The 24,932-nt window shown below is 61.8% G+C and carries 18 protein-coding genes, 1 tRNA gene and 1 pseudogene; 8 read left to right on the forward strand and 12 right to left on the reverse strand.

Annotated features, from left to right (window positions below):
- Positions 1-62 precede the first annotated feature (62 nt).
- Both ACK8CP_RS06530 and ACK8CP_RS06535 read right to left on the reverse strand, forming a co-directional pair.
- A tRNA-Leu gene (locus tag ACK8CP_RS06530) sits at positions 63-147 on the reverse strand.
- A 237-nt stretch (positions 148-384) separates the two neighbouring features.
- A complete protein-coding gene (locus ACK8CP_RS06535; protein ID WP_414833725.1) occupies positions 385-1,902 on the reverse strand; it encodes an NAD(P)H-hydrate dehydratase in 1,518 nt (505 codons plus the stop codon).
- 180 nt (positions 1,903-2,082) lie between these two features.
- On the opposite strand from ACK8CP_RS06535, the gene ACK8CP_RS06540 reads away from it, so the two are divergent.
- The 3 genes from ACK8CP_RS06540 (at position 2,083) to parE (ending at position 6,461) form a co-directional block, all read left to right on the forward strand.
- A complete protein-coding gene (locus ACK8CP_RS06540; protein WP_092812670.1) occupies positions 2,083-2,421 on the forward strand; it encodes a P-II family nitrogen regulator in 339 nt (112 codons plus the stop codon).
- A 69-nt stretch (positions 2,422-2,490) separates the two neighbouring features.
- Positions 2,491-3,900, forward strand: coding sequence for a type I glutamate--ammonia ligase (gene glnA, locus ACK8CP_RS06545; RefSeq protein WP_234627835.1), 1,410 nt, complete (start codon positions 2,491-2,493; stop codon positions 3,898-3,900).
- 521 nt (positions 3,901-4,421) lie between these two features.
- Complete coding sequence (gene parE, locus ACK8CP_RS06550; protein ID WP_414833726.1) at positions 4,422-6,461, forward strand: DNA topoisomerase IV subunit B; 2,040 nt, start codon at positions 4,422-4,424, stop codon at positions 6,459-6,461.
- Between the two features lie 238 nt (positions 6,462-6,699).
- Here the strand turns inward: parE and ACK8CP_RS06555 are convergent, their stop codons facing one another.
- On the reverse strand, positions 6,700-7,428 hold the full coding sequence (locus tag ACK8CP_RS06555) for an outer membrane protein (RefSeq protein WP_234627833.1): 729 nt from the start codon (positions 7,426-7,428) through the stop codon (positions 6,700-6,702).
- A 554-nt stretch (positions 7,429-7,982) separates the two neighbouring features.
- Between ACK8CP_RS06555 and ACK8CP_RS06560 the strand changes: the two are divergent.
- Positions 7,983-9,501 (forward strand): annotated as a pseudogene (locus tag ACK8CP_RS06560) (DEAD/DEAH box helicase).
- Positions 9,502-9,621: 120 nt separating this feature from the next.
- On the opposite strand, the gene sufA reads toward ACK8CP_RS06560, so the two are convergent.
- The 7 genes from sufA to ACK8CP_RS06595 form a co-directional block, all read right to left on the reverse strand.
- Positions 9,622-10,008 carry a Fe-S cluster assembly scaffold SufA gene (gene sufA, locus ACK8CP_RS06565; protein ID WP_414833727.1) on the reverse strand — a complete coding sequence of 129 codons (387 nt, stop codon included), beginning with the start codon at positions 10,006-10,008 and terminating at the stop codon, positions 9,622-9,624.
- A 106-nt stretch (positions 10,009-10,114) separates the two neighbouring features.
- Positions 10,115-10,534 (reverse strand): SUF system Fe-S cluster assembly protein, encoded by a 420-nt coding sequence (locus ACK8CP_RS06570; RefSeq protein ID WP_414833728.1) that lies wholly within the window; start codon positions 10,532-10,534, stop codon positions 10,115-10,117.
- Positions 10,535-10,545: 11 nt separating this feature from the next.
- Positions 10,546-11,781 carry a cysteine desulfurase gene (locus ACK8CP_RS06575; RefSeq protein ID WP_414833729.1) on the reverse strand — a complete coding sequence of 412 codons (1,236 nt, stop codon included), beginning with the start codon at positions 11,779-11,781 and terminating at the stop codon, positions 10,546-10,548.
- A gap of 67 nt (positions 11,782-11,848) precedes the next feature.
- Positions 11,849-13,171: a Fe-S cluster assembly protein SufD gene (gene sufD, locus ACK8CP_RS06580; protein WP_234627828.1), complete on the reverse strand. Its 1,323-nt coding sequence runs from the start codon at positions 13,169-13,171 to the stop codon at positions 11,849-11,851.
- Positions 13,171-13,923: a Fe-S cluster assembly ATPase SufC gene (sufC, locus tag ACK8CP_RS06585; protein WP_128293919.1), complete on the reverse strand. Its 753-nt coding sequence runs from the start codon at positions 13,921-13,923 to the stop codon at positions 13,171-13,173. Before sufC ends, sufD begins: the two co-directional genes overlap by 1 nt.
- Positions 13,924-14,007: 84 nt before the next feature.
- Positions 14,008-15,537, reverse strand: a complete 1,530-nt coding sequence (gene sufB / locus ACK8CP_RS06590) for a Fe-S cluster assembly protein SufB (protein ID WP_414833730.1) — start codon at positions 15,535-15,537, stop codon at positions 14,008-14,010.
- Positions 15,538-15,556: 19 nt separating this feature from the next.
- Positions 15,557-16,690: a cysteine desulfurase family protein gene (locus ACK8CP_RS06595; RefSeq protein WP_414833731.1), complete on the reverse strand. Its 1,134-nt coding sequence runs from the start codon at positions 16,688-16,690 to the stop codon at positions 15,557-15,559.
- Positions 16,691-16,894: 204 nt separating this feature from the next.
- Here ACK8CP_RS06595 and ACK8CP_RS06600 point away from each other — a divergent pair, with 204 nt between their 5' ends.
- Positions 16,895-17,545, forward strand: coding sequence for an alpha/beta hydrolase (locus tag ACK8CP_RS06600; protein ID WP_234627825.1), 651 nt, complete (start codon positions 16,895-16,897; stop codon positions 17,543-17,545).
- Positions 17,546-17,573: 28 nt separating this feature from the next.
- Here ACK8CP_RS06600 and ppsR read toward each other — a convergent pair whose 3' ends face one another.
- Positions 17,574-18,968 (reverse strand): transcriptional regulator PpsR, encoded by a 1,395-nt coding sequence (gene ppsR / locus ACK8CP_RS06605; protein WP_414833732.1) that lies wholly within the window; start codon positions 18,966-18,968, stop codon positions 17,574-17,576.
- A gap of 499 nt (positions 18,969-19,467) precedes the next feature.
- Here ppsR and ACK8CP_RS06610 point away from each other — a divergent pair, with 499 nt between their 5' ends.
- The 3 genes from ACK8CP_RS06610 (at position 19,468) to ACK8CP_RS06620 (ending at position 22,677) form a co-directional block, all read left to right on the forward strand.
- Complete coding sequence (locus ACK8CP_RS06610; RefSeq protein WP_414833733.1) at positions 19,468-21,702, forward strand: ATP-binding protein; 2,235 nt, start codon at positions 19,468-19,470, stop codon at positions 21,700-21,702.
- Entirely contained in the window at positions 21,695-22,300 is a 606-nt protein-coding gene (locus ACK8CP_RS06615; protein ID WP_414833734.1) for a response regulator transcription factor, read from the forward strand. Before ACK8CP_RS06610 ends, ACK8CP_RS06615 begins: the two co-directional genes overlap by 8 nt.
- 242 nt (positions 22,301-22,542) lie before the next feature.
- Positions 22,543-22,677: a hypothetical protein gene (locus ACK8CP_RS06620; RefSeq protein ID WP_414833735.1), complete on the forward strand. Its 135-nt coding sequence runs from the start codon at positions 22,543-22,545 to the stop codon at positions 22,675-22,677.
- 56 nt (positions 22,678-22,733) lie between these two features.
- On the opposite strand, the gene ACK8CP_RS06625 is transcribed toward ACK8CP_RS06620, so the two are convergent.
- Positions 22,734-24,905 (reverse strand): putative bifunctional diguanylate cyclase/phosphodiesterase, encoded by a 2,172-nt coding sequence (locus tag ACK8CP_RS06625; RefSeq protein ID WP_414833736.1) that lies wholly within the window; start codon positions 24,903-24,905, stop codon positions 22,734-22,736.
- Positions 24,906-24,932 lie beyond the last annotated feature (27 nt).

The raw sequence follows: 24,932 nt of genomic DNA on the forward strand, positions 1-24,932 counted from the left end.
TCGCCGCTTGATTGCCTGAAGTTGAGATGTAAGCGGTTCGCGCCGTCAAGCGTCGGGTGACGTGGTGCGGGCGGAGGGACTCGAACCCCCAAGCTGTTAGGCACTTGGACCTAAACCAAGCGTGTCTACCAGTTCCACCACGCCCGCCACCTTCAAGAGCTGGCGCGCCCTGCCAAGGTTGGGGCTCTATATCATGTCTTTGTCCGCGCACAAGGTGGCGCGCAACCGCCAAAAGAAAAGCCCTCCGAAGAGGGCTGAGGACCAATCATTGTGCAGTGAGTCTTGAAGCTTGCCGTGGCAACCGACGACACATCACGTCACCTGCCCACACGTCCTCTCTTAGCGTAAACCGGAGTTTAACGAAATCCCCCGGTTCGCCTGTGGTTAATCAGCGCAGCATTCAGATGCGAGCTGCGACCACACCGCGGGCAGCATCTCCGATAAATCTTCCGAAATCAGGCCCGGCCCAAAACGGTGTGCCGCATCGGCATGCATCCAAACCGCAGCGCATGCGGCTTCGAAGGCCGGCATTCTTTGGGCGGCAAGCCCCGCGATCATGCCAGCGAGAACGTCGCCCGTCCCGGCCGTCGCGAGCCATGGAACATCCTGCGCGGAAATCGCAGCCCGACCGTCAGGGGCGGCCACGACCGTGTCCGCGCCCTTGAGAATGACGACCGCTCCGGCTCGCTCGGCGGCCTTGCGTGTCCTCTCGACCTTGTCGTCCTCCTTCACGAGATCAGGAAAAAGCCGCGAAAACTCGCCCGCATGCGGCGTCATCAAGACCGGAGCCGAGCGGCCTGCGATCGCATCGAAGAGCCCGCCGGGATGCTCCTTGAAGCTCGTCACGGCATCGGCGTCGAGGACGACGACCGCCTCGCTCTTCAGGCAGGCGATCACACGTTCGCATGTCGCCTTCCCCACCCCGGCGCCCGGCCCGATCACCACGGCGTTGAGGCGCGTATCCGCAAGAAGCTCGGCCAGACCTCCAGAGCCGTCCGCCTTCTTGATCATGATTGCAGTGAGGTGGGCCGCAAGCGCCGGAATGGCATCTTCCTCCGCCGCCATACTGACGAGACCCGCCCCCGCCCGCAGAGCGGCCCGCGCCGCCAGGCGCGCGGCTCCCGTCGCATGGGCCGGCCCTGAGACGACGACGGCGTGGCCGCGGGCGTATTTGTGTCCCTCCACACCCGGGAGCGGCAGAACGGTGCGCCACAGGCCTGGATGATTGCGCCACAGGCGGAGCGAAAGACCCGGCAGCACCGCGCCCGGGATGCCGATGTCGGCCACATGGATCTCCCCGCAATGGAGACGCCCGGGCAACAGGAGGTGTCCGGGCTTCTCGCGGAAGAAGGTCACGGTCCTTGCCGCCTTGAAGGCCGCTCCGCGAACGCCTCCGGTACGACCATCGATGCCGCTTGGGAGGTCGACGGCCAGAACCGGTCGTTCGCTCGCATTGACCGCCTCGACGAGAGCGGCCACCTCCCCGTCGAGCGGACGTCCGAGACCCGCCCCGAAAAGCGCATCGACGATGAGGTCGGCGGACAGATCGATCCCGGCCAACAGCGGCTCGATCTCTCCCGGCCATCGCGAAGCGGCGCTCGCCGCGTCACCTGACAGTTTTTCGCGGGAACCGAGGAGCGCAAGCCGGACACGATAACCGCGCTCCGCGAGACAACGTGCGGCGACGAAGCCGTCGCCTCCGTTGTTGCCGGGCCCGGCCAGAACGAGGACATGCCCGCGGTGCGGGCACATGGCCTGTGCATGTTCTGCGACCGCCGCGCCGGCGTTCTCCATGAGCAAAGGGCCGGAAATTCCGGCGTCCATCGCAGCTCGGTCGGCGCGCCCCATTTCCTCTGGAGTGAGGAGGTGGAGAGCATCCCGGGCAGAGAAATGATCACGCATTGTGCAGTTGCCTCATTATTATGCCACACCAATGGGGAAAAAGCGGTCATCCGTCGCCGCAAAATTAGCCTTGGCAGCGGCAGGCGCCTCGTCGCGCGGCCAAGAGCGGGCTGGCACGCTTCCTGCTGAGGGGCGGTCGGAGCGACGACGACGCTCACGGGCTCTGGAGTTTCCCTTGATATGAAGAAGATCGAAGCGATCATAAAACCGTTCAAACTCGATGAAGTGAAGGAGGCGTTGCAGGAAGTCGGACTGCAGGGCATCACAGTGACCGAGGCCAAAGGTTTCGGGCGTCAGAAGGGCCATACCGAGCTCTATCGCGGTGCAGAATATGTCGTCGATTTCCTGCCCAAGGTGAAGGTCGAAGTGGTTCTGCCGGACGAGCTTGTCGAGCGGGCCGTCGATGCCATCCGAAACGCAGCGCAGACCGGTCGCATTGGCGACGGAAAAATCTTCATCTCCAGCGTCGAAGAAGCCATTCGCATCCGCACGGGCGAAACCGGCGCAGAGGCAATCTAGAGATCGGTCGCGGCCGGCACTTCTCCGATGGCCGCACCCTTTCCCCATTCCATTTAGAAGGTGACACTCATGAGCAATGCTTCCGATGTCTTGAAATCGATCAAAGACAACGATGTGAAATATGTCGACCTGCGTTTCACCGACCCGCGCGGTAAGATGCAGCACGTGACCATGGACGTATCCATCGTCGACGAGGATATGTTCGCCGACGGCATCATGTTCGACGGTTCTTCGATCGCCGGCTGGAAGGCCATCAACGAGTCCGACATGACGCTGATGCCGGATCCCGACACCGCCGTCATCGACCCGTTCTTCGCGCAGCCGACGCTCGCCATCTTCTGCGACATCCTGGAGCCGTCCACGGGCGAGCCCTACAACCGCGATCCGCGCACCACGGCCAAGAAGGCCCTCGCCTATCTGCAGTCGACCGGCGTCGGCGACACCGCCTTTTTCGGTCCGGAAGCGGAATTCTTCATCTTCGACGACGTGCGCTTCTCCTGCACGCCTTACAACACCGGCTTCCTGCTTGATTCCATCGAGCTGCCCACCAATCAGTGGACGGAATACGAAGGCGGCAATATGGGCCACCGCGTGCGCACCAAGGGCGGCTATTTCCCGGTGCCGCCGATCGATTCGGCCCAGGACCTGCGCTCCGACATGCTGATGTACATGGCCGAGATGGGCGTCGACGTCGAAAAGCACCATCACGAGGTCGGTTCCGCTCAGCATGAGCTCGGCATGAAGTTCGACACGCTCGTACGCGTCGCCGACAAGCTGCAGATCTACAAATATTGCATCCATCAGACGGCCGCGGCCTACGGCAAGACGGCGACCTTCATGCCGAAGCCGGTCTTCGGCGACAACGGCACCGGCATGCACTGCCACCAGTCGATCTGGAAGGACGGCAACCCGGTCTTCGCCGGCAACCAGTACGCCGATCTTTCGGAAGAATGCCTCTTCTACATCGGTGGCATCCTGAAGCACGCCAAGGCGCTGAACGCGTTCACGAACCCGACCACCAACTCCTATAAGCGTCTGGTCCCGGGCTACGAGGCTCCGGTGCTGCTCGCCTATTCGGCGCGCAACCGCTCGGCCTCCTGCCGTATCCCGTACACCAATTCGCCGAAGGCGAAGCGCATGGAGATCCGCTTCCCGGATCCGGCGGCGAACCCGTATCTCGCCTTCTCCGCCATGCTGATGGCCGGCCTCGACGGTATCAAGAACCGGATCCATCCGGGCGACCCGATGGACAAGGACCTCTACGATCTGCCGCCGGAGGAGCTGAAGGACATCCCGACGGTTTGCGGCTCGCTGCGTGAAGCGATCTCGTCGCTGGAAGCCGATCACGACTTCCTGACGGCCGGTGGCGTCTTCGACGAGGATCAGATCGAGGCCTATCTCGACCTCCTGCGCGAGCAGAACATCCGCTACGAGCAGACCCCGCATCCGATCGAGTTCGAGATGTACTACTCGGTCTGACCCCTTCGGGCTCAGAGCCATCATCGAAAGCACTCTGGGGAGGCGGTCACCGCCTCCCCTTTTTGTTGCGCGCGAGAATTGGGCCACCTCCCGACGAAACGGAAGAGCCAGAGTGACGTCCTCGGTTTTGGCAAGCCCCTGCGATCTCGTCCCGACTGCCGGCGGGACATGAAGCATGGGCGGCTAAATTGGCGCAGGCCGAGTTTCTAGGCAGATGTGTCGCAAACGGCACAGCACCGTTAACGAATCTGCTCTATCTTTAGGCGGTCCAGGTGGATGGCCGGCTAGGTTCATCGCGCGCATCCGAAAAGGCTTCCTTTGCCCTGTCGGTCGTCCACCTCCGGTTCTCCACCGGTTGCAGGCCGAGCTGCGCGCTGCCCTTGAAACCAAGCGCTTGAAGGCGCATCGATAGCGGCACGCTCTGCGGTCGCTTCTCTGCGGCTGCGCATGGAGCAGGGTCACGTCGCCGTCAGACCGAGACCATGGCAACATCGCCATCCGATTCGCATCAAGGCAGAAGCATGGACCGAGCCGAGGATCTTTTTTCGAGCGGCAGCAAGCCCTCCGGCACAAAAACGCCCACAGAACGGACCCCTCGCCGCCGCAAGGCGCGCGAGGCGAGCGCTCCGGCGTCGGGCTATTCTGCCTCCGACATCGAGGTCCTGGAGGGCTTGGAGCCGGTCCGGCGGCGGCCGGGCATGTATATTGGCGGCACCGACGAGAAGGCTTTTCACCATCTCTTTGCCGAGGTGATCGACAATTCGATGGACGAGGCCGTGGGCGGCCACGCCAGCTGGATCGAGGTCGAGCTCGACACCGAAGGCTTCCTGACCGTCACCGACAATGGCCGCGGCATTCCCGTCGACAGGCATCCGAAATTCCCCGACAGGTCAGCGCTCGAAGTCATCATGACGACGCTGCATGCCGGCGGAAAGTTCAATTCGAAGGTCTATGAAACCTCCGGCGGATTGCACGGGGTCGGCGTCTCCGTCGTCAATGCCCTGTCGGAAAAACTCGAGGTGGAAGTTGCGCTCAATCGCAAGCTCTACCGACAGATTTTTTCGCGCGGCAAGCCGCTCGGCCCGCTGGAAGAAGCCGGCGACGCCCCGAATCGCCGCGGCACGCGCATCCGTTTCCGCCCGGACCCTGAAATTTTCGGCTCCGAGATCACGTTTGATCCCAAGCGCCTGCACGAGATGGCGCGATCGAAGGCCTATCTCTTCGGCGGGGTCGAAATCCGCTGGAACTGCCCTTCGTCCCTAATCGATCCGAAGAGCGAAGTGCCCGAGAAGGCCGTCTTCCATTTTCCGGACGGGCTGCGCGATTATCTCGACGCGACGCTCGCCGGAGAGACCCGCGTCGGCGACATTTTCTCCGGCCGCACGGAACGCCCGGGCGGGCATGGGGCCGTCGAATGGGCCCTGGCCTGGTTTGCCGGCGACGGCTTTCTGAGTTCCTACTGCAACACGGTGCCGACGCCCGAAGGCGGCACGCACGAAGCCGGATTGCGCACCGCGCTCCTGCGCAGCCTGAAGGGCTATGGCGAGCTCATCGGCAACAAGCGTGCGGCCCAGATCACCTCCGACGATATCATGACATCGATGGGCGGCATGCTCTCGGTGTTCATCCGCGAACCGGAATTCGTTGGCCAGACCAAGGATCGGCTGGCGACCGGCGAAGCGTCCCGCATCGTCGACGCCGCCATTCGCGATGCGTTCGATCATTGGCTCGCCGCATCGCCGAACCAATCGGCAAACCTTCTCGACTGGGTGGTGGACCGCGCCGAAGAGCGCCTGCGCCGACGCCGCGAAAAGGAAATTTCTCGCAAGACCGCGACCCGCAAACTGCGTCTGCCGGGCAAGCTTGCCGATTGCTCGGCGAGCGACCGCGACGACACCGAGCTCTTCATCGTCGAGGGCGATTCGGCCGGAGGCTCCGCCAAACAGGCCCGCAACCGTCGCACGCAGGCAATTCTCCCGCTCCGGGGCAAGATCCTCAACGTGGCGAGTGCCGGGCGCGAAAAGCTCTCTCAGAATCAGCAGCTCTCGGACCTGATCCAGGCGCTCGGATGCGGTACCGGCTCGCGTTACCGCGAACAGGATCTGCGTTACGGCAAGATCATCATTATGACCGACGCCGATGTGGACGGCGCGCATATCGCGTCCCTCCTCATCACGTTCTTCTATCGTGAAATGCCCGAGGCGATCCGGGAGGGACGCGTGTTTCTGGCCGTCCCGCCTCTCTTCCGGCTTTCGCAAGGCGGCAAGGTTCTCTACGCCCGCGACGAAGCTCATCGCGACGAACTGATGCGAACCGAATTTTCGAGCCGCGGCAAGGTCGAGGTGAGCCGCTTCAAAGGCCTCGGCGAAATGATGCCGGCGCAGCTCAAAGAGACGACGATGGACCCTGCCCGCCGCACGCTTTTGCGCGTCGGTGTCGTCGAAGACGAAGCTCAGGCGGTTCGCGCAACCGTGACACAGCTCATGGGCAACAAGCCCGAAGCGCGCTTCGCCTTCATCCAAGAGCGCGCGGCTTTCGCACCGCCAGATCTCGACATCTAGGCGCGCCCGAGCGCGACACGCCGCTCCTCAGACGGGTTCGGAGCAAGCCCGATATCAGCCGTGTCGCCGTTGCATTTCAGGGCGATGCGGCGGCCGGGCAATCGTCTCGATCGATGCGACAGGACGGGTCCCAGCCCTGCCCGAGGCGCCCGCAACGCCTCTCCTCACGACACACCGTGATGCACAAAAAAAACCGGCGGCCGAAGCCGCCGGTTTCCCACTCGCTCGGAAGCGAGAATTAGTAGTTGGCCATCACCGAGCCGCTCGGGCCGCCAAAGCGCCAGTTCACACCAACCATGAAGGTGTCCATGTCGGTGTCGAACTTCACGCTCGAGCCGTCCGCATAACCGATCGACTTGTCGTCGAACCAGTAGTGGCGATACTCGCCCGAGACGGAGATGTTGTCGGTGACCGCAACCTCGATGCCGGCGCCGAGCGTCCAGCCAAAGTCGCCATCGTCGTCGCTGTCGCCATAGACAACAGTGCCGTCGGTGTAGGAGTTGCTGTGGTCGTAATCGACGTAGGCAACACCACCGAGGACATACGGATGGAAGCGGTCCATGCCGACACCGGCGCGGGCCGTCACGCTGGCGAGCCAGTTGGCGTCCATGCCGTTGACAACCGTGTCACGGCTGCCGTCGCCGTCGACGTCAAGCCAGTTGATGTCGCCGCGCACGCCCAGGACGGCCCAGTTCCACTGGTAGTCCCAACCGGCGGCAACACCGGCCGTCCAGCCGTCGCTGTCGAAATCAAAGCCGCCGACCGTCGTGCCACCGTAGTTGAAGTCGGTGTCGACGTTCGACCACGCCCAGCCAGTCTGAAGACCGACATAGCCGCCCGACCAGTTGTAGGTCGGCGTGGCAACCGGCGTTGCGACGGGAGCCGGCTCATAGGTCGGCAAATCCGCTGCGAGGGCGGAACCGCCCATCAGGGCAACCGCGGCGCTCGCGAGAAGGATCTTTTTCATGTGTTACTCCATTGCGGGAAAACTGGATAAGGCTCCCCTTTGCCAAGAGTTCATTTAGCAAAGCGCGACGGAGCTGTCTGTCGCCGAAACGCAACAGTGACAGGGTTTCAAACCAGCTGTTTATTGTTAACGAACGTTAATGTACGGCGGCAAACTGTGAACGATAAGTTAATGCACCCTTTTCCCGCCACATTGTGGCAGAAACCGACCGGAATTTTGGCGAAGTGTATTTTTAGCATAACGATGGTCCTACAATGTTTATTCGATACTCTCTTGCGATTTTTGTTATGACAAAGTTCTCACGCGAAGACGTATTAAGACAAAAACCTCCAGAGGCCTCTCAAAAGAGAGGCAAATTCGACACCTAATTCGGGGTGATGTCATCGCATTTGGCTCTCGGGAGGCGGCCCCAAGAGGCCCTCAACGAAAATGCGTGGAGGACGAAAGCACGCCCGCTCAACCGTTTGCTTGACACATGTCGCATGGCACCTATGGTGCGCCTCGTGTAAACAAGCCCGACGTTGAGAAGTTTTCCGCCGGGCGCGAAATTTCCCATGAGCTTTGATAATCTCGGTTTAAGCGACAAGGTTTTGCAGGCCGTTCACGCGGTAGGCTACACCGAACCGACGCCCATTCAGGCGGCGGCGATCCCGCATGTGCTGGCAGGACGCGACGTCCTCGGCCTCGCCCAGACAGGCACGGGCAAGACGGCATCCTTCACTCTTCCTATGCTGACGCTGCTCGAGCGCGGCCGTGCACGCGCACGTATGCCGCGGACGCTCATCCTTGAGCCGACGCGCGAGCTCGCGGCACAGGTGGAAGACAATTTCTCTGGCTACGGCGCCAACCACAAACTCACAGTGGCGCTTCTCATCGGCGGCATCTCCTTCGATGAGCAGGACAAGAAGCTGACGCGGGGTGCCGACGTTCTGATCGCGACACCGGGGCGCCTGCTCGATCATTTCGAACGCGGTCGGCTGCTTCTGACAGGTGTCGAAGTCCTCGTCATCGACGAGGCGGACCGCATGCTCGACATGGGCTTTATCCCCGACATCGAGCGGATCGTCAGCCTGATCACGGCGACGCGCAAACCGCAGACGCTTCTGTTCTCGGCGACGATGCCGAAGGAAATCGCCACGCTCGCGGCGAAGTTTATGACCAATCCGGAGCGGGTGGAGGTTTCCCGACCGTCCAGCACTGCGGAAAACGTCAGCCAACACACCGTGGTCACCGGTCGCAAACCACATGAGAAGCGCGTCGCGTTGCGAGCCTTGATCGATCGCGAGAAGGATCTCACGAACGCGATCATCTTCTGCAATCGCAAGCGCGATGTTGCGACGCTCGAGCGCTCGCTCAGGCGGCACGGCTATTCAGCCGGCGCACTGCACGGTGATATGGACCAGCATGCGCGGCTTGCGACGCTGGAATCGTTCCGCGAAAATCGTATCAGCCTTCTCGTCGCCTCGGACGTCGCGGCTCGCGGCCTCGATATCCCGGCCGTCAGCCACATCTTCAATTTCGACGTTCCGACACATGCGGAAGATTATGTGCACCGCATCGGCCGGACGGGTCGGGCTGGGCGCAAGGGCCGCTCCTTCACGCTGATGACGGCTGAAGAGAAAAAAATACGTCTCTGCGATCGAAAAGCTCATTCATCGCGAAATCCCGCCCCTCCCCGACTTTGAAGCCGCCGAACCGGAGGCCGACGAGGAAGATGAACGTCCGCGGCGCTCAAGTTCGCGGCGCGGAAAGAGCGGCAGCCGAGAGCGTTCGCGCAGCGCAAAGCCTGCGACCAAGACAGATGCGGACGACGTTGCTGCAAGCGCGGGTCCTGCAGCGACCGAAGCCAGATCCGGCCAAACCAAACCGGACCATGGCAAGGCCGAGCACGGGAAACCCGAACAAAGCAAGGCGAGTTCTCGTCCGGATTCGCGGCCGCAGCGCAACGACAAGCCGCAGCAGAGCGGACGGTCGAAAGGCAAGCAGCACAGGCAACGCGAAGAGGAAGCCGTCGGCTTTGGGGATCACGTGCCGGCCTTCCTTCTGCAGCCGGTTCGCGTCGGCAACAGCTGAACGAGCACTTGGACGGGCCCGCGAGGCGGCCGCATCGATCGCTCGCCCCTCCGTCTCATTCCCAATAAAAAAACGCCGGCCCGAGGGCCGGCGTTTTTTATTTGAGATCAGAAACCGCGCTCACACACGGGCTAACTGGAAGCTGCCGGGATCGGCAGCCTGCAACTCCACCGATTCGCCGCAACCGCAGGCCGAGGTCTGATTGGGATTGCGAAACACGAAACCCGTCCGCAGCTTCGTCACCTCGAAGTCCATTTCGGTGCCGAGCAAAAACAAGGTGGCGGAGGGATCGACGAAAACCGCGACCCCCTCTCCAAGATCGACCTTGTCATCGGAGGGATCGGCCTCGCGCGCGAGATCGACGGTATATTCCATACCGGCGCATCCGCCCTTTTTGATGCCGACCCGGATGCCCGCGGCCGGCGCTTCAGCGTTTGCCACAATCTCACGCACACGCGCAGTGGCGGCGTCCGTGAGGCTCAAAACTTGAAATCCGGGAAAAGCCATAGGTCCAACCTAGTCACTGAGGTTCGTCGTTTCCAGTCCCGCAGTGCATCGCGGATAAGCCGGCGCGCGAGACTGCGAGGCAGCCGACGTCAAGCGGCGCCGGACCCTACCACCAACCGATCGCGACTTTCGCCTCATCCGACATCCGTTCCGGCGTCCAGGGGGGATCGAAGACCATCGTTGCCGTCGCGCCGGAAACGCCCTGGACGGAGGCAACAGCGTTCTCCACCCAGATCGGCATCTCGCCGGCCACCGGACAGCCCGGCGCCGTGAGAGTCATGTCGATGTTCACATGGCGCGAATCGTCGATATCGACCTTATAGATCAGGCCAAGCTCATAGATGTCTGCCGGGATCTCGGGATCGTAGACGGTTTTGAGAGCCGCCACGATATCCTGGCTCAGGCGCTCAACCTCGTCAGGCGGAATAGCCGAAGCGTCGATATCCGGAGAGTTCGGCGCCTCGTCCGCCTGCGCAGAGGGCACCGCCGCGGCGTCGGTTTCGTCCTTGTGCGTGGTCTCATCCATCGCTCTTATCCTCACGCGAAGAAGGTCTGCGCCTTCATCAGGGCTTCCGCCAATTTATCGACTTCTGCTTTCGTATTATAGAGGCCGAAAGACGCACGGCACGTGGCGGTCGTCCCGTAATGGGTGAGAAGCGGTTGCGCACAATGCGTGCCCGCACGCACCGCTACCCCTTCCCGGTCGATAATCATCGAGACATCGTGTGGGTGCGTGCCTTCGAGATTGAAAGAGATGATGGCGCTCTTATCCGGAGCATGCCCATAGATCGTGAGCGAATTGATCTCGCCCAATCGTTCGTGCGCATACTCCTTGAGCTCGTGCTCATGGGCCGCAATTTTCTCACGCCCGAGCTCCCGCATGTACTTGAGCGAAGAGCCCAGCCCGATCGCCTGAACGATCGGCGGCGTCCCGGCCTCGAATTTATGCGGCGGTTCCGCATAGGTGACGCCGTCCTGCGTCACATCCTTGATCATCTCTCCACCACCGAGGAACGGCGGCATCTTCTCCAGCCATTCCCGTTTTGCCCAGAGGACCCCGATACCGGTCGGTCCATAGGTTTTGTGGCCGGTGAAGACATAGAAATCGCAGCCGAGATCCTGAACGTCGATTGGCAGGTGCACGGCGGCCTGGCTGCCATCGACGAGAACGGGAATGCCGCGCTCATGGGCAAGCCGACAGATCTCCCGGATCGGCACGACCGTTCCAGTGACGTTGGAAAGATGAGTCACGGCAACCATTTTGGTGCGATCGTTGAGAAGCTGCTCAAAGGCTTCCAGATCGAACGAGTCATCCTCGCGAATCGGCGCCCAGCGGATCACCGCGCCGGCGCGCTCGCGATGATAGTTCCAAGGCACGATGTTCGAGTGGTGCTCGAGAATGGAAAGGACGATCTCGTCCCCCTCTCCGATCGCCATGCTCCCATAAGACGCCGCGACCAGGTTGATCGCCTCCGTCGAGGAGCGCGTGAAAATTACCTCGTCCACCGATGTGGCATTGAGAAAGCCGCGCACAGTCTCTCGGGCATCCTCGTAGGCCTCGGTCGCCGCATTCGAGAGGAAATGAAGGCCGCGGTGAACGTTGGAATAGGTCTCGGCATAGGCCCGCGAAACGGCGTCGATCATCGCCTGCGGTTTCTGAGCCGAAGCGCCGTTGTCGAGATAGACCAGCGGTTTGCCATAGACCTCCAGCGCAAGCGCCGGAAAATCGGCCCGCACAGCCTCCACGTCGTAGGTGGCGTTCTTTGTCAGCATCAGCCCCGTCCTCTCGCGCCGAAGCGCCTATTCGCAAAATGGCTGCCGCAGGTTGCGGCAGCTTTCGTCAGCGGACCTCGCCTCCGAGCGACAGCCAGCGGCGTGTGCGCGCCTCAAGTGCCGCAACCACGTCGTCGTCTGCGATCTCCTCGATCGCCTCGGCGAGGAATGCATGCACCAGCAGACGTTCTGCCTCATCGGCCGGAACGCCGCGAGAGCGCATGAAGAAAAGCATTTCTTCGTCGATCTGGCCGCAGGTTGCACCGTGGCCGCACACCACGTCATCGGCGAAGATTTCGAGCTCCGGCTTGTTGGAGAACTCCGCGTTCTCCGACAACAGCAGAGCCTGACTCATCATCTTGCCTTCGGTCTTCTGCGCGTGCGGCCAGACATTGATGCGGCCCTGGAAAACGCCACGCGCCTCGTCGTCGATCGCCGACTTGAAGAATTCCTGGCTCACGCATTCCGGCACCGCGTGATCGACGATCAAGGTGGTGTCGAGATGCTGGCGGCCCCTCGCGATGGTCGCCCCGCGGATGCCGGACGTGGCCCCCTCGCCGTCGAAGATCATTCGGATCTCGGAACGAGCGACCGCGCTTCCGGCAGCGAAGAAGAACGGATCGAACACCGCGTCGGCTTCGACACGCGGCAGGATGAGACCAAGATGGAGCGCCTGGTCGCCCTCCTCCTGCGCCTTCACCCATTTCACCTTCGCGCCTTTGCCGATGCGAATGTCGGAGACGACGTTGGTGTGATAGCCGACACCGTCAGGACCGACGTAGCTCTGCAGGATGACGGCTTCTGCCCCGTCTCCCACCGTCACCTGATGGCGGAGCGTCTGCAGTCCCGGCTCATTCCCGGCAAAGACGGTGCAGATCTCAAGCGGCCTCGCGAGTTTTGCGCCTTCGCGGATGCGGATCACGGCGCCATCGCGCACGAAGGCGCTGTTGAGCGCATAAACCGGCGCTTCACCTGGATCGACCTGCTCGTTGCGCTCCAGGAGAGCGCCACCGTCGTTCAGAAAACGGCCCAGGGAAGCGAAATCCAGCGCATCTTCGACGCCGCTCAAATCCGAGAGCGGCGGCACGAAATATCCATTCACGAAAACGATGCGGGCGCGGTCGATATCGGCGAAAATATCCGCCTGATCGACCAGGTGACGCGCGCGCTCCGGATTGACGGGCTCGGCAGGCGCCGGCGCGTCCGTCATCAGCCGCCGCAGGTCGGTATATTTCCAGTCTTCCACGCGGCGGTTCGGCAAGCCCTTCTCGATGAAGGCATCGAAGGCCGTGGTGCGCATGTCCCGTATCGGGTCGTCGCCGGAAAGCGCTGCAAAATGGTGAGCCAGCGCCTCCTCGGCTTTTGTGCGCGTGCGTTCGGGCTCGGCCATTACGCGGCCTCCACGTAATCGGCGTAGCCCTTCGCCTCCAGCTCGAGCGCCAGCTCGCGCCCACCGGACGTCACGATGCGGCCTCGCGAGAGAACATGCACGTAATCCGGCACGATGTATTCGAGCAGGCGCTGATAGTGGGTGATGACGACGATCGCGCGATCGGGCGAGCGCAGCTTGTTGACGCCATCGGCCACGACACGGAGCGCATCGATGTCGAGGCCGGAATCCGTCTCGTCCATCAGGCAGAGCGACGGCTCGAGAAGCGCCATCTGCAGAATCTCGTTGCGCTTCTTTTCACCGCCTGAAAACCCGACATTGAGCGGGCGCTTCAGCATCTCCGGCGTGACGTTGAGCTCGCCAGCCACTTCCTTCACGCGACGCATGAATTCCGGCGTCGTCAACTCCGGCTCGCCGCGCGCCTTTCGTTGCGCGTTCATCGCCGTCTTCAAGAAGGTCATCGTACCGACGCCCGGGATTTCGATCGGATACTGGAAGGCCAGGAAGACGCCGGCAGCGGCCCGCTCGTCGGGCTCCATCTCCAAAAGGTCTTCGCCCTTGAAGGTGACGGATCCGCCCGTGACCTCGTAGTCCTCCTTGCCGGCCAGAATGTAGGACAGGGTCGACTTGCCAGACCCGTTCGGGCCCATGATGGCATGCACCTCGCCGGCTCCGACTTTCAAAGAGAGGCCGCGCAGGATTTCCTTGTCGTCTTCCGCCACCTTGGCGTGCAGGTCGTTGATCTCAAGCATGCGTTTGTTCCTGAATTGATTCAGCCTTCAGGGCTAGAGCCCTGATATGTCTTGAAAACTCGGCTCGCAAAGAGCCGCTCGCGATCAGCCGACGCTGCCTTCCAGCGAGATACCGATCAGGCGCTGCGTCTCGGCCATGAACTCCATCGGCAGCTTCTGGATGACCTCACGGGCGAAGCCGTTGACGATCAGGGCCACCGCTTCTTCCTCGCTCATGCCGCGCTGCTGGCAGTAGAACATCTGGTCGTCGGAGATTTTCGACGTCGTCGCTTCGTGCTCGAAGATCGCCCCGGCGTTCTTCGATTCGATGTAGGGCACGGTGTGAGCCCCACAGTTTTCGCCGATCAGGAGCGAATCGCACTGCGTGAAGTTCCGGGCCCCCGAAGCCTTGCGGTGCGCCGACACCAGGCCGCGATAGGTGTTGTTGGAGTTGCCCGCCGAGATGCCCTTGGAAATGATCCGGCTCTTCGTGTTCTTGCCGAGATGGATCATCTTCGTGCCGGAATCGATCTGCTGGTGACCGTTGGAAATGGCGATCGAGTAGAATTCGCCTTCCGAATTGTCACCGCGCAGAATGCAGGACGGGTATTTCCAGGTGATCGCCGAACCGGTCTCGACCTGAGTCCAGGAGATCTTGGAGTTCTTGCCCCGACAATCGCCGCGCTTCGTCACGAAGTTGTAGACGCCGCCCTTGCCGTCCTTGTCACCCGGATACCAGTTCTGGACCGTGGAATATTTGATCTCGGCATCGTCGAGGGCAACGAGCTCGACGACAGCCGCGTGGAGCTGGTTCTCATCGCGCATCGGCGCCGTGCAGCCCTCGAGATACGAGACATAGGCTCCCTCGTCCGCAATGATCAGCGTGCGCTCGAACTGACCCGTATTGCGCTCGTTGATGCGGAAATAGGTCGACAGTTCCATCGGGCAGCGCACGCCCTTCGGCACGTAGACGAAGGATCCGTCGGAAAAGACCGCCGAGTTCAGCGTCGCGAAGAAATTGTCAGTGATCGGCACCACGGAGCCGAGGTATTTTCTGACCAGGTCAGGATATTCGCGGATCGCCTCGGAGATCGGCATGAAGATGACGCCCGCCTTGGCGAGCTCCTTCTTGAAGGTCGTCGCAACGGAGACGGAATCGAACACCGCGTCGACCGCGACCGGACGCCCCTCACCGCCGGCGGGCGGCGTCTCGGAATCCTCGTCTATCGCGGAGGGTTCGTCGGCCTTGCGGACGCCGGCGAGGATCTCCTGCTCTTTCAGAGGAATGCCGAGTTTCTCGTAAGTCGCGAGGATCTCCGGATCGACCTCATCGAGCGAGTTCGGTCCGCTCATCGATTTCGGAGCGGCGTAGTAATAGAGCTCCTGGTAATCGATCTTGGGATACTTCACCCGCGCCCAGGAAGGCTCCTTCATCGTCAACCAGCGCCGGTAAGCCTCAAGACGCCATTCGGTCATCCATTCCGGCTCGCCCTTCTTGGCAGAAATGAAACGCACGGTGCTCTCATCGAGCCCCTTCGGCGCCCGGTCAGACTCAATCAGCGTTTCGAAGCCGTACTTATACTTGTCGACGTCGATCTGCTTAACTTGCTCAATGGTCTCCTGAACGGCTGGCATTCAGTTCTCCTTTATTGGTTCAAGCCGCCCGGCCGAGGTTCATCCGATGATGGATGGTCTGCCACACGTCAAGAAAACGATCGATATCCCGCTCGTCCGCGTTCCAAGGAAGACTGACCCTGATAGCGCTTGGAGCGGCAAAATTCATGGCGCGCAGCACGTGACTGTCGCCGACTTTGCCCGATGAACAGGCAGACCCGGAGGAGACGCTCACACCCTCCAAATCGAATGCGATCACCAGCGTTTCCGCGGCCATGCCCGGCGTTGCAAACAAGACCGTATTGGCGACCCGCTCAGCCGCTTCGCCGGCAATCAAAGTGCGCGCCTCAATTTTGCGCAGACCCTGCTCAAGCCGTTGGCGCAGCTCCTGCAGCCTCTCCATGTGCGACACATGGTGGCGCACCTCTTGCACTGCAACGCCGAAACCGGCGATCGCGGCGAGGTTTTCGGTGCCAGCACGACGGCGCTTCTCCTGGCCTCCGCCCTTCAACAGATTCTTCGGGAACGCCTCGTCGCTCCGCACCACCAGCGCCCCGGCGCCCTGCGGGCCTCCAAGCTTATGCGAGGAGAGAAACAAAGTGTCGGCGCCGAGCTCTTCGAGAGACAGCGGCATGCGGCCGGCCGCCTGGACGGCATCGCAGATCATCCGCCCGCCGAACTCATGCACGGCAGCCGCCGCTTCGGCGACGGGCTGTACCACCCCCGTCTCGTTGTTGACGGCCATCAAGGCAAGAACCGGACGAGATTCGGTTGCGTCGGCAGCGAGCCGTGCGCGCAATGCTTCGATATCGAGAACGCCGTCACCGCGCACCGGCACGGAATCCGTCCTGTCCGGAGCGAACATGCCGCCGGCAAGAACGCAGGGATGTTCGACCGCACTGAGATAAAGGCGCTCATCCGGCGCCATCGGGGTCAGTGCCCAATTGGCGGCTTCGGTCGCGCCACTGGTGAAGACGACGTTTGCGGCTTTCGCTCCCAAAAGTGCGGCGACGGCTTCGCGCGCGCCTTCGATCAGATCGCGCGCCCATCGCCCTTCACCATGCACCGAGGACGCGTTGCCGGGATGTTCGAGAGCCGCAAGCATCGCCTCACGCGCCTGCGGGCGAAGCGGCTCGGTGGCATTTGCATCCAGATAGGTTCTAGCCCGACTCATCACGGCTCCTGGCCGGTCGGCTGCTTTGTTCTTGCAACCGAACGAACACATAGTGTTTAGATACGCTCCCGCCACGAGCGGGGACGCTGCATTTCTTTTGAACCATTCCAAACTAAGTTTTAGGGAGGGGTTCGAACGGAGTCAACAAAACCTCCGTCTAAGATGCAAGTTTCCCGACCCAGCGAGTTGAGAGCCCAGTGAACCATGCCTGAAGTGATTTTCCCCGGCCCCGACGGTCGTCTTGAAGGCCGTTATCAGCCGGGAAAGACGAAGACTGCCCCGATCGGCATCGTGCTGCATCCGCATCCGCGATTCGGCGGGACGATGAACAATCAAATCGTCTATCGCCTTTTCTATATGTTCCAGGAGCGCGGCTTCACCGCTCTGCGCTTCAATTTCCGCGGGGTGGGGCGCAGTCAAGGCTTCTTTGATCACGGCGTCGGTGAACTGTCGGATGCGGCAGCCGCTCTCGATTGGGTGCAGACGCTGCACCCCGATGCGCGCGGCGTGTGGATCGCCGGGTTCTCCTTCGGCGCCTGGATCGGCATGCAGCTCTTGATGCGCCGGCCAGAAGCAGAAGGCTTCATGTCCATCGCGCCGCAGCCGAACATCTACGACTTCTCGTTCCTCGCGCCCTGCCCGTCTTCGGGGCTCATCATCCACGGCGAGAACGATCGCGTGGCGCCGCCGGAGGCCGTCCAGACTCTGGTCGACAAGCTGAAATCGCAAAAGGGCATCGTCATCGATCAGCAGATCGTCAAAGGCGCGAACCACTTCTTCGAGGGTCAGGTCGACGAGCTCATCGGCAATTGCAGCGACTATCTGGAAAAGCGGCTCGCCCAGGTCGAGGCTTGAGCTGATCGCAACGAGCCCCGCCGGGCTCTCAGTCCTCGCCGGCCTCATCATCGGGGCCGACGAGGCCAAAGCGGTTCATCTTCAGGTAAAGGGTCTGGCGGCTCAGCCCCAGAACACGCGCGGCGACCGTGCGGTTGTTTCCCGTCAGGTTTAGAGCCGCTTCGATGCACATTTTTTCGATCACGTCGGTCGTATCACGGACGAGATCCTTCATCGGCGTATAGCCGATCATCTCGACGAGATTCTCGACCGCCCGGACCAGATCGCTGGATTCGGCCCCCGTCTGTGTCTCATCCGGGCTGAGTGGCCGCATCACAAAACCATAACCTGGCGTCGTGCCTTCCGGCAGAGTGAGTGCGGAAAAGCGCACGGCGACCGTCTCACCGTTACGGCCGCCAATGATGCCGGAGAGATTCTGCAATCGTCCGTGGCGGCGCACGTTCTGCAAAAGCACATCCTGGGTCAGCCCGCTCCACGACAGAAAATCGTCGAGATGACGCCCGGCCGCGTTGGCGGCAAAGGGCACGTCTGCAAGCGTGAGGAACGTCTCGTTCACCCAGACGATCTTGCCATCCTCATCGGCGAGAATGACCGCTTCCGGCGCGTTGCGGACAAGCGCGACAAGATCGGATTCCGGCGCCGTCTCCTCCTCCGCCGTTGCAATCCGCACCATCACCAAATGGAGGTCGCCGGCGCGAAACGCCTCGGCGGAGAGCGAAACACGTCCCTCTGCCTCGACCTCGATCGTGAGCGGCGACCCTGTCTCGCCGACGGCCTGGAGCATGGCGACAACATCCGGCCTTTGCTTGCTGCGGAAGAGCGCCGTGAATTTCCGCCCGCTCAGAGCCTTGCCCGGAACGCCCAGGAGCACCGCGGCTTGAGCGTTGGCTTCGCGCACCTTTCCGCTATCCGCATCGACGACGACGATGGCCTCAGAGACCGTCTCGAACAAAAGCCGGTAATGCGCTTCGGCCTGCCGCAGGCTGCGGGCATGCTGCTCGATCGATCGGGCATGGGCCAGAAGACGCGACTGCAGCTCGACGACGAGACGCAGGTCGCGGCCGATAAGAACCACCTGGTCGCCGCCATCGATGTGCAGAGCGGAATACCGCACAGGCAGCTCACCGCCAGCTTTGAGAGGGTGGCTGACGTCCACACGTTCGAGGAGACGACCGCGCCGCGCCGAATCGATCAGCCGGCGCAGTCGGGTACGGTTACCGACCGTGACAAGATTCTCGATGGGCTGGCCGCACCACCGCATGATTTCTTCGCCGGAGACGGACTCAAGATTGTGCGAAATGTCGCTAATCGTACCATCTTTTCCCACAACTAGAGCGAGATCCGCAATCGCCGAAATCAGGGATGCGACGGCGACAGAATCCATCTGCACAAGGGGTGACAGGCTGTGAGCATACAAGGTCATCTGAGTTCAACGATTGAGAGCCGGATGTCGAGCGGCAGCACCGCGGCTTGCGGCGATTTGGATAAAAACCCCGTCCAGTGCACGTTGACAAGACGCATGTTCTTGAGAACGTTTCCCTTTATGAAGGGTTTGTCCAGTGCCCACGTGCAACATTTACGCGTGGCGATCGCAGGGCAGATATTCGTGCCCAGGATCCCGGGCTTCACAACGAGCAGTGCTTTTCAGATGCAACGCCTGGCTTCAAAGGCTCAAGATCCCGACAAATCTGCACATTCGAGAGAAACGAACTTTGGTCCCTCGTTTGTACCATGTGCCCCAGTGTCGCACTTTTGTCCGTCGCGGGGTTGCCGTTGAGCCTCCATCCGCGCAATTTCGCTGCCTTGATGCGTCGCTTGGTCGCCCTGCGTGGAAGAGCTGACGCCACACCGTTTCGAAGGGGTACGGCCGCTTGCTGAACAGTCCGGTTGATCTCAGCGCCTGCGACACAGAGCCTATTCATATGATCGGTGCGATCCAGCCGATCGGCTGCCTCATCGCGGTCGATGCCGGATCACTGACGATCGAATACGCCAGCACCAACACGCGCATCTATTTTGGACGGGACTACCCTTCGCTGTTGGGACTGCCGCTGGCGGAGCTGCTTGGCGCGGACGGCTGCGAGGCGCTTCTGGCGCGGCGCCTCGCTCCGACGGTGCCCGATCTTCTTCGGCCTGCCCTTCTGCAGATCCGGTCTGCCGACGGTGAGCCCGTCGAACTCGAGTGCTTTCCGCACCGTTGCGGTGACTGGCTCGTTTTGGAATTCGTCCGGCCGGAAAGCCGCTTGGGCAGCGTCTGGGAGGACGAAGTCCTGCGTCAGCGGGTCATTTCCGAACTGATCATCCCCGATACCCTGGAAGACCTCGCGCAAGTGGGCGCGCAGATCCTGCGCGAGGCGACGGGGTTCGACCGCGTGATGATCTACCGCTTTGCGGCGGACCAGCACGGCGAAGTGATTGCCGAAAGCACGGTCCGTCCAGACAGCTTTCTCGGCCTCCACTATCCTGCATCCGACATCCCCGATCCGGCTCGGCGTCATTTCGTGCGCAACGTGATCCGCGTGATCGCGGACATCAACGCGAAGCCCGTTCCCATCATGACGCGCAGCGGCACCGTCGCGGATGCCGAATCTCAGGCCCCTCTCGACCTCACCTATTCGAAGCTCCGCGCGGTCGCGCCGGTGCATGTCGAATACCTCAACAATATGGGGGTGGCGGGCAGCGTCTCGATCTCGCTCATTTCCGAGAACAAGCTGTGGGGCCTTGTCGCCTGCCACCATTATAGCCCGCTCGAACTGTCCTGGAGCAGATTGCGGGCCTGTGAGCTGATCGGCGGAACGATCTCCGCTCTATTGCACAGTCTGGAGAACACGAGCCAACTTCGCGACAGCATCCGGGCCGAAAAGACCGCTTTTGCGATCGAGCGGGAGGCGATAAGCGGCCAGCCTTTGCGTGACGCCATCGAGGCGCACGCAGACGACCTGCTCAACCAGTTGAGCGCGCAGGGCATGCTTTTGAAGCTCGCTGACGATGTCCTGGCGATCGGAAAGGTCCCTGTCGGCGATTTCGACTACGCCCCGCTGGCTGCAAGAATGTCGAGCGGGATCGCGACCTGCGATCAGCTGCATGAACTCCTCGGCGTCGACAATCTCGGCAACGACATCGCCGGCGCCGCGATGATGGAGCTCTCCGAAGATCGCTCCGACTGGCTCATTCTCTTCCGCGAAGCGTTTAGCGAGACGATCCGATGGGCCGGCAAGCCCGAGAAGATCGCGATCCGGACAGAGGACGGCTCGACCCGCCTGTCTCCCCGAGGTTCCTTCGCGCTATGGCTTGAAGAGCGGCGCGGACACAGCAAGCCGTTCACGGAAACCGATGGCGAGATCCTCCGCATCACGCGGCGCGCGCTCTTTGCCATCAACAGTCTCGATCGCGAGCGTGCCGCAACAGCGGCGATGCGCAGGGCGGAGGCCGAAGAGGCGCGGCTGCGGCTGATGCTGATGGATGCAGCGCAGGACCGTTCGATGGGCGAACTCGCCTCGGCCCTTGCGCATGAACTCAACCAGCCCCTTTCAGCCGTCAGCAATTACGTGAACGCCTCCCGGCAAGAGCTGCGCAATCACGGGATTGCCGTACCCGCCCATATCGGCGGCCTTATGGAGAGCGCCGTCAGCGAATCGGCGCGCGCTGCAGACCTCGTCCGCCGCCTGCGCAATTTCATCGGTCAAAGAGAGATCACCATGGAGCGGGTCGATCTCAAAGCGGTGGTCCGGCAAGGGGTCGAGCTCGCCCTCGCCGCGAGCAACGAACCTCGCCCTGAGATCGTCTTTGATTTCGCCGACGATATCCCTCCTCTCTCCGCCGACCCTGTCCAGATCGTTCAGGTCATCCTGAACCTCGCGCGCAACAGCATCACGGCGATGGCCGGTAGCAAGATGAGGCGCTTGACGTTATCGATCCGCAATGCCTCGCCGCTGGTGGAGATCAGCATCTGCGACACTGGAACAGGCGTCCCGCAAGAAATGGAAGACACGCTCTTCGAGCCTTTTCACAACTCGACCACAAGCGGAATGGGCCTCGGCCTGTCGCTCTGCCGCTCCATCGTCGAAGCACATGGCGGGCGGATCTGGATGCAGGAGAATGGCGAAGGCGCAACTTTCGTCTTCACGCTGAGAATTACGGATCCAGACGATGCGTGATGCCGCCCGCGGCAGATTGGTTTATATCGTCGATGATGAGATGTCCGTCCGTCATTCGCTCGGCGCCCTTCTCTCCGCGCACGGATTTGAAACCGAGGCATTTCCCTCCGCCGAGAGTTTTCTGGAGGCCGTCGACGCCGATAAGGGGCTGTGTGCCTTCATCGATTTGCGAATGCCCGGTTTGAGCGGCATGGATTTGCAGAAGACGATGGCCGAACGTGGCATCGGGATCCCCGTTGTGATCCTGACCGGCCACGGCGATGTCCCGCTCGCGGTCGAAGCCATGAAGAACGGTGCGGTCGACTTCATCGAGAAACCCGGTTCGGAAGAGCAGTTGCTCAGCGCGATCCGCGCCGCATCCGACCAGCTGGCAAACCGCCCGTCTTCGAAGCTGCCACCGCATATCGTCTCAGAGCGGCTGGCGCGATTGACCGGACGAGAACGTGAGGTTCTCGATCACCTCGTCCTTGGCATGACCAACAAGCATATTGCGGTCGAGCTCGGCATCAGCCAACGCACGGTCGAGATCCACCGCGCCCGCATTCGAGAGAAACTCGAAGCCCGCGGGCTTGCAGATCTCATCCGGATGATGCGCTGACGCGTCTCTGCGATCGGCGTTTTGGACATACGCAGTTTCTACGTAGCGGAATATCCGAGATACCGCCGCCTTGCGGTTGCGCCTACTTTGCGGCCGATAAGCAATGGGCGGCGTTACGGGCCTGCCCCCGACGGCGCCCCAAATAAGGGGCATGGGTCATGCCACCAAAAAAATCCTGCTGGGCTGTGGGCGAGGAATTGGCGTCGCAGACGTCTGAGACCGTTCACAAGGTCGTTGTGACGTTGACAGATGAGCAACTTGCCGCGGCCGAAGGCTGGCGCTCCGCACGGGGCATCCCGGAACGTTCGGAGGCTCTCGGCGAGCTCATCCGTATCGGGCTTTTGAGCGAGATCAGCCGGGTCTATCGCCTGGCGTGATGTCTGCCGTCAGCCGGACACACCGGCTGACGGGACAACCGCAAGTCCGCAAGAATTCAGGCCGCGTTCCGGCTCTTGCGCACGCTCCTCTCGGGCGCCTGCTCGCTCGGCGTCTCATCGCCTGCCGCTTGCACCTCGATCGTCTTCGCGTCGTGACGCTTTTGAGCGGCACGTGTTCCTACGCGAATGTCCTTGGCGATCACCGTTGCGACTTCGTCCTTCGGAACCGGCCAGCCGAACAGGAAGCCCTGGACGTTGCGGCAGTCATTGGCGACGAGGAAGTGTGCCTGCTGGGCGCTTTCCACACCCTCGGCGGTCACCTTCAGGTCAAGTGAGATGCCGAGCCTGATGATGGAACGCAGAAGCTTCTCCACCTGCCCGCCGACGCCCACACCGTGCACGAAAGAGCGGTCGATCTTGATGCCGTCGAAGGAGAACCGCCAGAGATAGCTCAGGCTGGAATAGCCGGTGCCGAAATCGTCCATGATGAGGGCGGCCCCCATCTTCTTGATCTCGCGAAGCTGCGACAGCACACGATTGGACGTCTCCAAAAGCAGGCCTTCCGTGATCTCCACCTCGAGCCGATCCGCCTTGAGCCCAGTCTGCTTCAATGTCTTGGCGATCAAACGGGGCAAGTTGCCCTTCTTGAACTGCGCGGGCGACAGGTTCACGGCCAGAGTCAAATGCTCCGGCCAAAGGCTTGCCGCACGGCATGATTCCTTCAAAATCCACTCGCCGATCGGCTCGATGAGCCCGGTCTCTTCGGCAACCGGAATGAACTCCGTGGGTGAGACGACGCCGCGCTCGGGATGTTTCAGCCGAAGGAGCGCCTCGAAGCCTGTGAGGCGCCGCGTCACGAGATCGTACTGCGGCTGGAAATAGAGGACGAACCACTTCTCTCGGAAGGCCTTGCGGAGGATCGCCTGCATTTCCAGACGCCCCTGCATCGAAGTGGTCAGCTCCGTGGTGAACACGGAAATATCGTTGCGTCCGCCCGCCTTCACCTTGTTCAAGGCGAGGTCGGCATTCTTCAGGAGCTCGTTGGCGTTTTCGCCGTGCTCCGGGGAGACCGCGATCCCTATCGACGCGCTCGCGACGACTTCGTTGTTCTCGCCGTCACCGACCTTGTAGACGCCGTTGAGAGCCGACCCGATGCGCCTTGCGTGGAGTTCAGCGTATTTGGTGCCGCCGGCCTCGAGCTGAATGATGGCGAATTCGTCGCCACCGAGCCGCGCAAGGTACTGGGGCTTCTCCACGACATCGCGCAACCGCTCGGCCACCTGCTTCAGGAATTCATCGCCTGCAGCATGGCCATGCGTGTCGTTGATTTCCTTGAAGCGGTCGATGTCGATGTAGTGAAGGGCAAGGTGATGTCCTTCTTCGCTTTGACGCCGGATTTCGACCTCCAGCGTCCTCAGGAATTCGTCGCGATTGCTGAGGCCCGTCAGCGTATCGTGACCGCTCACATAGGTGAGCTCCTCATAGACCTCGCGCTTCTGACGCGTGCGAAGGAGCAGGCTGACAGCCGGGATCGTGAAGGCGACGAGTGCCAGCACCAGGATGGTCCCGAGGATCCCCGTCAGCCACTGCCAGAAACCCGCCTCATCGGCGCTGTGGTCGAGATAGACCGCGATCGCGCCGTCGGCGTTTCCGTCGGCATCCTCGATCGGCACCAGGGTACGGCTGTAATAGGATGGCCCCGCGCCTTCCTCAGCATGGCGGTCCTGCCAGCTTAGCGCGCCCTTCCCTGCCTCGATGAGTGAACGTGCTTCATCGCGACCAATGGGCGCAATCTCTGTGCCGCCCGGCGCATCACTCAATTCGCGGATGCGTTCACCCGCCCGGTTGAACACCTCGATGCGGAAGACATCCGGCATCGCCAGGATTGTCTTAAGGGCGACATTCTCTTCGGCAGAGATGCTGCCATCTCTGTCCTGCAGACCTGTCTCCTGAAGTCGTCCCGCCGCAAAGGTCGCGCGCTCGAGCGCCTCCGATCGCACATATTTCGAATAGAGCTCGTCGGCAGAATAATAGACGACGCCGGCGGTCAGTGCCGCCGTGACGAGCCCCACGAAGGTGACGAAGACCGCAATCGTCTGGTCGCCAGCAATCGAGCCGCGCCGGCTTGGAAAGGAGCGAGCCGCTTTCTTCTGCCGTTTTGCGGCCTTGACCTTCTTCTCCTTGGCGGGGGAAGCCTTCTTGATTGCCTCGCGGCCGGCTTCGATCACCTGAGGCGTCGTTGCGGGCGCGGTTTC

The sequence above is a fragment of the Afifella sp. YEN Y35 genome (assembly GCF_047553465.1).
GTDB lineage: Bacteria > Pseudomonadota > Alphaproteobacteria > Rhizobiales > Afifellaceae > Afifella > Afifella aestuarii.